An 11,617-nucleotide genomic window follows, 5' to 3' on the forward strand; every position below is an offset into this window, starting at 1 on the left:
GGAAAATCGTCTGATAAAAATCTATAGTGGTTATCGATTGAGCTCTTTTAGATTTACTTCAATTTCATAGCGCATTTCACTAATTTCTTCTGAATTTTGCTGATTTAACACCTCAATAAAAGCTTCAATATACGACCCAATTAATGCTCTTTCATCACCTAATGATTGCGCCCATGCTCGTTCTAACCTTGCTAATAAAGTCCGATTTGGCATCTCATCACGGGGATGAACTTTGAGCGATTTTAGCCGTTCATGGCTCTCTTGTCTTTGTTCATCAGTTAATCCTATTGGGCTATGATCAATAACTTTTCCATGTTGAATGCCTGTTTCAAGTTCAACTACATCAACTTCTAACAAACCATTCAAATCATAACTAAAACGCACATCAATACCTTGTGTTTTCTCCATCGGGGTTACCAACACATCAAACTGATCAATCAATACATTATTTTCTACGCGTGGGCTTTCGCCTTGATAAACCGAAATACCAATAATTTTCTGTTGCGGGTGCACCGTGTAAAAAGTTTTTACTTTCGAGGTTGGAACAATGGTATTGCGTTCTATAATTGGTGCAAATAATCCGTCCACATTACCTGAACTACTTTCAATACCTAATGTATAAGGACATACATCCGTTAAAATAACCTCTTCAATATCTGCATTACGTAATCGACAAGCAGCTTGAACAGCAGCGCCTTGGGCCACAATCGTGGTAGGATTAATATGGCGATAAGGTAATTTTCCAAACAACTTCGTTACCAATTCACGCACTACACCGAGTTGCGATGAGCCACCTACCAACACAATATGCTCAAGCTGATTAGTCTTTAAACGCGCATCATTTAAAGCTTGTTCAATAGGCGCACGCAAACGATTAAGAAGTGGTAACCATAGCGTTTTGGCTCGGTTTTCATTTAAGGAAAATTGCCACTGCTTATCTTGCCAAAACCAAGTTAATTTGTGCAATTCATCTCTGTTTAATTTACATTTTAGTTGCTCCGCTAAATCCAATAAACGTGCATAGTCATCAACAGGAATATCTTTCTGTTTAAGATTCCACTCATTTAAGCAGGCCTTAACCAGTTCATCAGTAAAATCTTCACCACCTAAATAGTTGTCTCCAGCAGATGCATGTACTTCAATAATTGGCAAAGCATACTCCAGTACAGTCACATCAAAGGTACCACCACCTAAGTCAAAAACGAGAGTATTACCTGATTGCTCTTCATGTAACCCATACGCCATAGCTGCTGCGGTTGGCTCATTGATTAAACGTACTGCATTTAAACCCGCTAATTCTGCGGCAAAACGTGTTTGTTTGCGTTGTTCATCATTAAAATAAGCAGGAACAGAAATCACGACATCGTGTATTTCTTGGTTTAAATAAGCTTCGGCATCGGCTTTAAGTGATTTTAGCACCATGGCAGAAAGTTCAGTTGGTGTAAATTTCTTGTCATCCAATTCAAATACTTTATTAGAGCCTAGAAAACGTTTGAATGCTGCTGCCGTTCTATTTGGATGAGTAGTTAAACGGGATAAAGCTGCACGCCCAACTAAAATAGAATCATCTTCATCAATACTTACAACTGATGGAGTGATAATTTCTCCTATTGAATTGGGAATAAGTATTGGCTTACCATCTTGCCAGACACAAATTAAACTATTGGTAGTACCTAAATCAATTCCTATGGGGTGATGCATAATTGGTTTTTTCTCTTTATATTTTTAAAGTTAATATCAACAATATTATATAGTTAATACTGCTTGGGGTACAATTCTATCAAACGTTTGAATATTCAAATTTAATTTAACTTATTATATAATTCATATCTCGAAATGAGACCAATAAAAATAATCATTTCCATTTGTATTTATTATTTTCAATAAATGACCATTAAATCAATCGTCATTTAAAAATTGCACTAATAATTATCTTTATTTTTGTATATCAACAATTTTACTAGTTAAGTGACCACTAACTAATCGGGTTGTGATAAGCTCACCTTCGTTTACTTGTTCAACATGACGCACAACGGTATTTTGTTGATTGGTCGTTATAGAGTATCCTCTTTCTAATGTCCCAAGTGGACTGACACTATTAAGTTGTGAAGTTTGCAAAATAAATTGATGTCGTGACTGAGTTATTTTTTGATGAATTAAATTAACAATTTGCTGACGTTTTTGGCGAATTAGCTGACTCAAGTAGATAATATTATTTTGTGGTGATAGCCGTAATAGTTGTTTATCTAAAAAATTATGGCAATTTGACTGTTTGAGTAAATATTGCTGCATATTTTCATATAAAGCATGCTGGTAAGAAAGTAATCGATTTAACTTTTTTGCTAGTTTAGCTTGTGGATGTTGGGTATGTAATTGGTGACGCCACTTATTGAGCATTTCACGGCGTCGTGTTAAATAATAATCCATTGCCATAGATAAATGCTGCTCTTGAACTTGAATACGCCTAATTTGCTCCAAATTATCGCGACTGACCAATTCAGCTGCAGCTGAGGGAGTTGCTGCTCTGACATCTGCAACAAAATCGGCAATGGTAAAATCAATTTCATGTCCAACGGCACTGACAATTGGCAATTGGCTGGCAAAAATTGCTCTTGCGACCACTTCTTCATTAAATGACCATAAATCTTCGAGTGAACCACCACCTCGACCGACAATTAACACATCACATTCTTGACGAACATTGGCAATTTGAATCATTTTAGCGATTTGCGCAGCAGCTTCTGTACCTTGTACTTGCGTTGGATAAATAATTAAATGCAAACTTGGATCACGACGTTTTAAGATCTGACAAATATCATGTAATGCCGCTCCAGTTGAAGAGGTAACAATGCCAACAGTACGAATATTTTCAGGCAATGACTGTTTATAAATAGAATCAAATAAACCTTCTTCAAATAATTTTTGTTTTAATTGTTCAAACTTTTGTTGTAACAATCCTGCGCCAGCGGGTTGGATTTTATCAATAACAAGTTGATATTCACCGCGTGCCTCATAGAGTGTAACTGTAGCTCTAACCAATACCTGCTGACCATTTTGTGGTGTAAAGCCAGCACGGAAATTGCTATTGCGAAACATGGCACAACGAACTTGAGCTGTATCATCTTTTAACGTGAAATACCAATGCCCAGAAGCTGGACGAGAAAAATTAGAAATTTCGCCCATCAGCCAAATTTGACCAATCGCATCAGAAAGAAGATCTTTCACCATTTGATTAAGATCTTTAACCGATAAAATCGAACTATTGTGCTGCATAGTCTTCCTCTGTTGTTATGATACAGTTACCTATTTTAAGCTAAATCAAATTGTGCCCAAATTGGCGCATGATCAGACGGTTTTTCCATGGCGCGAATATTGTAATCAATGCCTGTTTGTTGACAATATGCCATCAGCTTTTCACTTGCTAAAATCAAATCAATTCTTAATCCAGTATGGGTATCAAATCCCTTAGAACGATAATCAAACCAGGAATATTCCTGCTTTGTTGGATGTTCATTACGATAAGTATCTGTAAACCCAAGCGACAGTAAATTGTTCATCCAATCCCGCTCTTCAGGTAAAAATGAACATTTACCAGTACGTAACCAACGTTTACGGCTATCGTCTGAAATGCCGATATCCAAATCGGTTGGGCTAATATTCATATCGCCCATAATTAAGCAGAGCTGATCACTCAATTGCTGTTGCTTTAAATGATGAATCAGATCTTGATAAAATTTACGTTTTGCAGGGTATTTGATTTCATGATGCAGACTTTCTCCTTGCGGAAAATAACCATTAATCACCGTTAAATTACCTTGTCTGGTTGCTAACTGAGCCATAATTAATCGGCATTGTGCATCATCGCTATCCGTTGAAAAACCACATTGAACCGAAAGGGGCTTTTGCTTAGTTAACAGTGCCACACCATAATGCCCTTTTTGCCCATGATAATTTAAGTAATAACCAAACTGTTCCAGTTCTTCAACTGGAAACTGATCATTATGAACTTTGGTTTCTTGCAAACCTATCACATCCGGTTGATGCTGGTCGATAATGGCGGCTAATTGATGTATTCGAGCCCGAAGGCTATTAATATTAAAAGAAATAACTTTCATGATAAATTTATTATATTGGAATTAAGGTTGCAATAGTCCCATCCTACCAAAAATACGTTATACTGTTAAGCTATTATAGTAACAGTTATCATTTGTGAGAAAAGGAATAACCGAATATGTCTACGGAATTACTTGCCTTACGCGATAAAATCGATGAAATCGATCAATCAATTTTATCTCTAATTAATAAAAGATTATCATTAGTTGCCAAAGTTGGCGATGTAAAAAGCAAACACGGTATTCCGATTTACGATCCCAAGCGTGAAGCAGAAATGTTAGCCCAAAGAAGACAAGAGGCTGAAAATATTGGCGTTTCACCTTCTTTAATTGAAGATATATTACGCCGTTTAATGCGTGAATCATACATCAGTGAAAATAACAAAGGTTTTAAAAAGGTCTATACCGGTCAAGGTTCTATTGTTATCGTTGGAGGTAATGGACAAATGGGTAGATTGTTTACCCGTCTATTCACTTTATCTGGTTACCATGTTAAAACCTTAGGTTCTAAAACCATGCATCAAGCAGCTGAAGTGGTTGCTGATGCCGCAGCAGTGATTGTGACAGTACCAATTAACAAAACATGCGAAATCATCGATCAATTACCGCAACTGCCTAAGGATTGTATTTTAACCGATTTCACGTCTATAAAAGTTAAACCCCTGGAGGCTATGCTCAAAAAGCATTCCGGTCCTGTTGTTGGGCTGCATCCGATGTTTGGTCCTGATGTGCCGAATTTAGCAAAACAGATTATTGTCTATTGTGAAGGGCGTGAACCAGCTAAATATGAATGGTTAATTGAACAAATGCGTATTTGGGGAGCCAATTTATGTGCAATTGATGCTAAAGAGCATGATAAATGCATGTCATTTATTCAAGCTTTACGCCATTTTACCTCTTTTTCATATGGCGTGAATATGCAGCGGGAACAAGCCGATTTAGAACAATTGATTGCTCTATCTTCTCCTATTTATCGCCTAGAATTAATGATGGTTGGTCGATTGTTTGCGCAAGATCCAGTACTTTATGCCGATATTATTATGGCATCTGACGAAAATATTGAGTTGATCAAACATTATTACCAATGTTTCGGAGAAATGGTTGAATTAATTGAGCAACGTAACAAAGAAAAATTTATTGAGAATTTTAATAACGTCACTGAGTGGTTTGGTAATTACGCCCAACGCTTTATTAAAGAAAGTCAGGTTTTACTTAAATTTGCTAATGATAATCGGGAATGATTTTATACTAAAACGTATAGTCAACCTCAAACTTTTTTACAAAAAGTTCATACATACTGCGTCTAGTTAAAATGATTTATAAATAATAATCTTATAGTTAAAAGCAGACCAAAATAAAATTTAGTGTGAGGGAATAAAATGTCTAATCGAAAATATTTTGGAACAGATGGGATTCGAGGAAAAGTTGGAGAATACCCCATCACACCGGATTTTGCGCTTAAGCTAGGGTGGGCTGCAGGTCGTATACTTGCCAAAGATGGGGTTAAAAAAGTATTAATTGGTAAAGATACGCGTATTTCGGGTTACATGCTTGAATCAGCTCTTGAAGCAGGATTTGCTTCGGCTGGTGTTGCTACTGCATTTACTGGTCCCATGCCAACCCCAGCTATTGCCTATTTAACACGAACATTTCGAGCTGATGCTGGTGTAGTGATTTCGGCATCGCATAACCCCTTTTATGATAATGGTATTAAATTTTTTTCAACCGAGGGGAAGAAACTTGATGATGCAATCGAATCAGAAATTGAAGCTCAACTTGAAAAAGAGATCGACTGCGTTGAATCCAAACAACTCGGACGTGCAAGCCGCATTACCGATGCAGCAGGCCGTTATATCGAATTTTGTAAAAGCACCTTTGATCATGATTTAAGTTTAGCTGGATTAAAAATAGTCGTCGATTGTGCTAACGGTGCCACTTATCATATCGCCCCTAAAGTTTTACGTGAACTTGGTGCAAATGTGATAAAGATTGGCTGTGAACCCGATGGTGTCAATATTAATGAAAACTGTGGTGCTACTGATGTAAAGGCATTAACCAAAAGTGTTCTTGAAGAAAAAGCTGACTTAGGCTTTGCTCTTGATGGAGATGGTGATCGCATTATTATGGTCGATCATAAAGGCAATAAAATTGATGGTGATTTAATTATTTACATTATTGCCCGTGAAGCCTTAAGACAAGGTCAACTAAAAGGGGGTGTTGTTGGCACATTAATGAGTAATATAGGACTTGAAATCGCGCTTAAAAATTTGGGCATTCAATTTGTTCGCGCTAAAGTTGGTGACCGTTATGTACTTGAAAAAATGCTTGAAAAAAATTGGCGTTTAGGTGCTGAAAATTCTGGTCATGTTTTATTGTTAGATAAAACCACCACTGGTGATGGTATCATTGCTGGTCTACAAGTTTTAGCTGCTATGGTGCGTAATGACATGTCATTGGCGGATTTATGTAGTGGTATGACTATGTTGCCACAAATATTAATTAATGTACGATTTTCTGGCAAACACGATCCATTAACAAATTCTAATGTCAAATTAGCCATTAAACAAGCCGAAAAACAACTTGGTATTCATGGGCGTGTTTTGATTCGAAAATCAGGAACAGAACCACTCATTCGCGTCATGGTAGAAGGTAGTAATTCTGCGGAAGTACAGAAACTAGCAGAACAAATTTCTGAAGCAGTTAAAGCATCAAATTAGGTTAATTAATCCCCATTAATGTGACAATTAATAGGGGATTATTTCTAATAAAGTAACACGAGAAGTTGCTATTCTTTACACAAATTTAGTAAAAAGTGTCTAAATTCTTAATTTTGTTAATCAAAGGTTGACTTATTATAGGCAATTAGGTTTAAAATAGAAGCTTCGGATTATTACAAGCGATTGCTTATACCTTTATCAAAAAAGAATATAGGCAGTATTTTTAAATTTTAGAAATAAGGTAAGAGGGTTTTATGTCAGTTTCCTCTCCAGCTTCACCACAAGCTTATATCAAGCATCATCTTGAGAACTTGCAAGTAGGTTCTGGTTTTTGGACCTTTAATCTGGATTCGTTGTTCTTTTCAATTGTACTAGGTATTATCTTTTTATGGATATTCCATTGTGTAGCTAAAAAAGCGACCAGTGGTGTACCGAGTAAATTGCAATGTGCAGTAGAAATACTCTTCGAATTTGTTAATAACACTGTCAAAGACATGTTCACTGGTCAAAATAAACTCATTGCACCGTTAGCCCTAACAGTGTTTACTTGGGTGTTCTTGATGAATTTAATGGATCTCATTCCAGTAGATTTTTTACCTTACGCAGCGCAATATTTAGGTATTTCTCATTTAAGAGTCGTTCCTTCTGCAGATGTTAGTATCACAATGTCAATGTCATTAGGCGTATTTATTCTTATTATAATCTATTCAATTAAATACAAAGGTATTTCTGGATTTATTAAAGAATATACACTTCATCCTTTTAATCATTGGGCATTTGCACCAATCAATTTAATCCTTGAACTTGTTAGCTTATTAGCTAAACCTGTTTCTCTAGGACTTCGACTTTTCGGTAATATGTATGCAGGTGAACTTATTTTTATCTTAATTGCTGCACTATTACCTTGGTGGTCACAATGGATACTGTCATTACCTTGGGCCATATTCCATATTTTAATTATTACGTTACAAGCTTTTATTTTTATGGTGTTGACGATCGTCTATTTAGCAATGGCATCGGCAACGGAAGATCACTAATTTCACTATTTTTTTGATAATAAACTGGAGTATATAATGGATAGTATGTTATTTGTAGCCGCAGGCATAATGATGGGATTAGCTGCAATTGGTGGTGCAGTTGGTATTGGATTACTAGGTGGTAAATTCCTTGAAGGTGCTGCTCGTCAACCTGAATTAATGCCTATGTTACGTACCCAATTCTTTATCGTTATGGGCTTAGTTGATGCGATCCCAATGATCTGTGTGGGTATTGCACTTTATGTTATTTTTGCTGTTGCCGGTTAATAAATTTTTAAGAGGAATCGTCTCATGAATATGAACGCAACTCTCCTCGGCCAAGCAATTACATTTGTATTGTTTGTTTGGTTCTGCATGAAGTTTATTTGGCCACCTGTTATTAATGCGATTGAAAAACGCCAAAAAGAAATAGCAGAAGGTCTTGCTTCAGCAGAAACAGCAAAAAAAGATTTGGAATTAGCCAAAGCAAATACATCTGACATAATGCAACAGGCTAAGGTAGAGGCTAATGCAATTATTGAGCAAGCAAATAAACGTAAAGCTATCATTCTTGAAGAAGCTCAACAAGAAGCGATTCGCGAGAAAGAACGTATTGTTGCTCAAGGACTTGCCGAAGTAGAAGCTGAACGCAAACGCGCTAGAGAAGAGCTTAAACAACAAGTCGCTACACTCGCTATTGCCGGTGCAGAAAAAATTATTGAACGTTCTGTTAATGAAGCCGCAAATAGCGACATCATTGATAAACTCGTAGCTGAACTGTAAGGAGAACAGAGCAATGACTGACTTAATTACAATTGCTCGCCCTTATGCTAAAGCCGCTTTTGATTTTGCGGTAGAAAAAAACAGCATCGAATCATGGCATAAAATGTTGGTATTAACTTCTCAAGTAAGCAAAAATGCACAAATAAGAAGTATTCTAACATCTGATATGAAAACTGATTTGGTGGCTAATTTACTCATCAACATCTGTAAAGATGTATTGGATGAGTTTAGCACTAATTTTATTAAAGTGATGGCTGAAAACAAACGATTATCGCTTCTTCCTGAAGTGTTAACTTTATTTGAACAATATTGTTTAGATAAAGAAGCTCAAGCAGATGTGGATGTCATTTCAGCTAGTGAATTAACTAGTGAACAACTTAATAAAATTTCTATCGCTGTCGAAAAACGTTTATCACGAAAAGTAAAACTAAAATGTCATATTGATAAATCGCTCATTTCTGGTTTTATTATTCGTACGGGCGATATGGTTATTGATAGTAGTATCAGAGGGCGTTTAAATCGTTTAAATGACGCTCTACAGTCTTAAGGGGACTGATAATGCAGCTAAATTCAACTGAAATAAGTGAACTAATTAAAGAGCGGATAGCTCAGTTCAATATTGTGAGTGATGCTCACAATGAAGGAACGATCATCTCAGTTAGTGATGGTATTCTTCGAATTCACGGATTAACCGATGTAATGCAAGGCGAAATGATTGCATTACCTGGTAATCGATATGCAATGGCATTAAACCTAGAACGAGATTCAGTCGGTGCGGTGGTTATGGGACCATACGAAGACTTATCGGAAGGGATGAAAGTGCAATGTACTGGTCGCATTTTACAGGTACCAGTGGGTGATGGCTTATTAGGTCGTGTTATCAATACACTTGGTGAACCAATTGATGGAAAAGGTTCTATTCAACATGACGGTTTCTCACCTGTAGAAGTTGTTGCTCCAGGCGTTATCGATCGTCAATCTGTTGACCAAGCGTTACAAACTGGTTATAAAGCGGTTGACTCAATGATTCCAATTGGTCGTGGTCAGCGTGAACTTATTATCGGTGACCGTCAAACAGGTAAAACAGCATTAGCAATCGATGCAATTATTAACCAGCGTGATTCAGGTGTAAAATGTATCTATGTCGCAATAGGTCAAAAACAGTCAACTATTGCAAACGTAGTACGTAAACTTGAAGAACATGGTGCACTTAAAAATACAATCGTTGTTGTCGCTTCAGCGTCTGAATCAGCCGCATTACAATATTTAGCGCCTTACGCTGGTTGTGCTATGGGAGAATACTTCCGTGACCGTGGACAAGACGCATTAATTGTTTATGATGATTTATCTAAACAAGCCGTTGCTTATCGTCAAATTTCATTACTACTTCGTCGCCCACCTGGACGTGAAGCGTATCCTGGTGATGTGTTCTATCTTCATTCACGTTTACTTGAACGTGCAGCTCGTGTTAACGAGGCTTATGTTGAAGAGTTCACTAAAGGCGAAGTAAAAGGTAAAACCGGTTCATTAACTGCGTTACCAATTATCGAAACTCAAGCGGGTGACGTTTCTGCATTCGTACCAACTAACGTAATTTCGATTACAGATGGTCAGATATTCCTTGAAACCAGCCTATTTAACTCAGGTATTCGTCCTGCAGTTAACCCAGGTATTTCGGTTTCTCGTGTTGGTGGTGCTGCACAAACTAAGATAATGAAAAAATTATCAGGCGGTATTCGTACAGCACTTGCACAATATCGTGAACTGGCTGCGTTCTCACAGTTTGCTTCTGACTTAGATGAAGCAACAAGAAACCAATTAAGTCATGGTGAAAAAGTAACTGAACTATTGAAACAAAAGCAATATTCGCCTATGACTGTTGCAGAGCAATCAATTGTACTTTACGCTGCTGAGCGTGGTTACCTTGAAGATGTAGAACTTGCTAAAGTATTACCTTTTGAAGCAGCACTGCTTGCTTATGCCCACAGTCAATATGCGGATTTTGTCACACAAATCGACGAAACGGGTAATTACAATGATGAGATTGAAAGTAAATTAAAAGCAATACTTGAAAGCTTTAAATCAACTCAAACTTGGTAAGGGTGAGGTAAAAAATGGCTAATGCAAAAGAAATTAGAACAAAAATTGCCAGTATCCAAAGTACGCAAAAGATTACTAAAGCAATGGAAATGGTTGCCAATTCTAAAATGCGTAAAACACAAGATAGAATGGCCGCAAGTCGTCCATATGCTGAGATGATTCGAGAAGTAATTGGACATTTAGCGTTAGCTCAGATAGGCGCCAAACATCCTTATTTAGAAGAAAGAGATGTAAAGCGAGTTGGCTATCTTATCATTTCAACTGATCGTGGTTTATGCGGTGGTTTAAATATCAATCTTTTCAAAACTGTCATTGCTGATATGTCAGCATGGCAGGAAAAAAATGTTGAAGCTGATGTTGCTTTGATTGGTTCTCGAGGTGTTTCATTTTTTTCATCAGTAAAAACAAACATCTTAACGCAAGTCACGAATTTGGGTGACGAACCAACTTTATCCGATTTAATTGGACCGGTAAAAACAATGCTTGAGGCATATGACAATGGCAAAATTGATAAATTATATATTGTTACGAATAAATTTATTAATACCATGTCACAAAAACCAACAATACAGCAATTATTACCATTACCGCAATCAGAAGATAAAGCGCTCAAAGCTTCATCATGGGATTATATTTATGAGCCTGATGCTAAATCACTATTAGATGTGATTTTACGTCGTTATATTGAATCACAAGTCTATCAAGCTGTGGTTGACAATCTAGCGAGTGAACAAGCGGCAAGAATGGTGGCCATGAAAGCAGCAACAGATAACGGTGCAAACTTAATTAATGAATTACAAATTGTGTACAATAAAGCACGTCAAGGTGCGATCACAAATGAATTGATTGATATTGTATCCGGTGCAGCCGCTGTTTCAGGTTAGTGCTA

At 36.9% G+C, this 11,617-nt stretch carries 11 protein-coding genes; 8 read left to right on the forward strand and 3 right to left on the reverse strand.

Annotated elements, in window-relative coordinates; translation table 11 throughout:
* Nucleotides 1-30: 30 nt before the first annotated feature.
* From J4T76_RS04550 to xthA, 3 genes are all read right to left on the reverse strand, one after another.
* The gene (locus J4T76_RS04550; RefSeq protein ID WP_274460534.1) at nucleotides 31-1,701 is read right to left on the reverse strand and encodes a molecular chaperone HscC; all 1,671 of its coding nucleotides are present in this window, start codon (nucleotides 1,699-1,701) and stop codon (nucleotides 31-33) included.
* 234 nt (nucleotides 1,702-1,935) lie between these two features.
* Complete coding sequence (xseA, locus tag J4T76_RS04555) at nucleotides 1,936-3,273, reverse strand: exodeoxyribonuclease VII large subunit (protein ID WP_267345506.1); 1,338 nt, start codon at nucleotides 3,271-3,273, stop codon at nucleotides 1,936-1,938.
* Nucleotides 3,274-3,308: 35 nt separating this feature from the next.
* Complete coding sequence (gene xthA, locus J4T76_RS04560; RefSeq protein WP_267340234.1) at nucleotides 3,309-4,115, reverse strand: exodeoxyribonuclease III; 807 nt, start codon at nucleotides 4,113-4,115, stop codon at nucleotides 3,309-3,311.
* A 116-nt stretch (nucleotides 4,116-4,231) separates the two neighbouring features.
* Between xthA and tyrA the strand changes: the two genes are divergently transcribed.
* The 8 genes from tyrA (at nucleotide 4,232) to atpG (ending at nucleotide 11,612) form a co-directional block, all read left to right on the forward strand.
* A complete protein-coding gene (gene tyrA / locus J4T76_RS04565) occupies nucleotides 4,232-5,353 on the forward strand; it encodes a bifunctional chorismate mutase/prephenate dehydrogenase (protein WP_267340232.1) in 1,122 nt (373 codons plus the stop codon).
* Between the two features lie 138 nt (nucleotides 5,354-5,491).
* Nucleotides 5,492-6,829, forward strand: a complete 1,338-nt coding sequence (glmM, locus tag J4T76_RS04570; protein ID WP_267340231.1) for a phosphoglucosamine mutase — start codon at nucleotides 5,492-5,494, stop codon at nucleotides 6,827-6,829.
* Between the two features lie 254 nt (nucleotides 6,830-7,083).
* Nucleotides 7,084-7,866, forward strand: a complete 783-nt coding sequence (atpB, locus tag J4T76_RS04575; protein WP_267340230.1) for a F0F1 ATP synthase subunit A — start codon at nucleotides 7,084-7,086, stop codon at nucleotides 7,864-7,866.
* Nucleotides 7,867-7,902: 36 nt separating this feature from the next.
* Nucleotides 7,903-8,133, forward strand: coding sequence for a F0F1 ATP synthase subunit C (gene atpE, locus J4T76_RS04580; RefSeq protein WP_034901511.1), 231 nt, complete (start codon nucleotides 7,903-7,905; stop codon nucleotides 8,131-8,133).
* 24 nt (nucleotides 8,134-8,157) lie between these two features.
* Nucleotides 8,158-8,628: a F0F1 ATP synthase subunit B gene (atpF, locus tag J4T76_RS04585; protein WP_267340228.1), complete on the forward strand. Its 471-nt coding sequence runs from the start codon at nucleotides 8,158-8,160 to the stop codon at nucleotides 8,626-8,628.
* A gap of 13 nt (nucleotides 8,629-8,641) precedes the next feature.
* Nucleotides 8,642-9,175 (forward strand): F0F1 ATP synthase subunit delta, encoded by a 534-nt coding sequence (atpH, locus tag J4T76_RS04590; protein ID WP_267340226.1) that lies wholly within the window; start codon nucleotides 8,642-8,644, stop codon nucleotides 9,173-9,175.
* Between the two features lie 11 nt (nucleotides 9,176-9,186).
* The gene (gene atpA, locus J4T76_RS04595; RefSeq protein WP_416380240.1) at nucleotides 9,187-10,728 is read left to right on the forward strand and encodes a F0F1 ATP synthase subunit alpha; all 1,542 of its coding nucleotides are present in this window, start codon (nucleotides 9,187-9,189) and stop codon (nucleotides 10,726-10,728) included.
* A gap of 14 nt (nucleotides 10,729-10,742) precedes the next feature.
* The gene (gene atpG / locus J4T76_RS04600; protein WP_267340225.1) at nucleotides 10,743-11,612 is read left to right on the forward strand and encodes a F0F1 ATP synthase subunit gamma; all 870 of its coding nucleotides are present in this window, start codon (nucleotides 10,743-10,745) and stop codon (nucleotides 11,610-11,612) included.
* Nucleotides 11,613-11,617 lie beyond the last annotated feature (5 nt).

Origin of the sequence: Gilliamella sp. B3022 (genome assembly GCF_028751545.1) — a bacterium.
In the GTDB taxonomy this organism is placed as follows: Bacteria; Pseudomonadota; Gammaproteobacteria; order Enterobacterales; family Orbaceae; genus Gilliamella.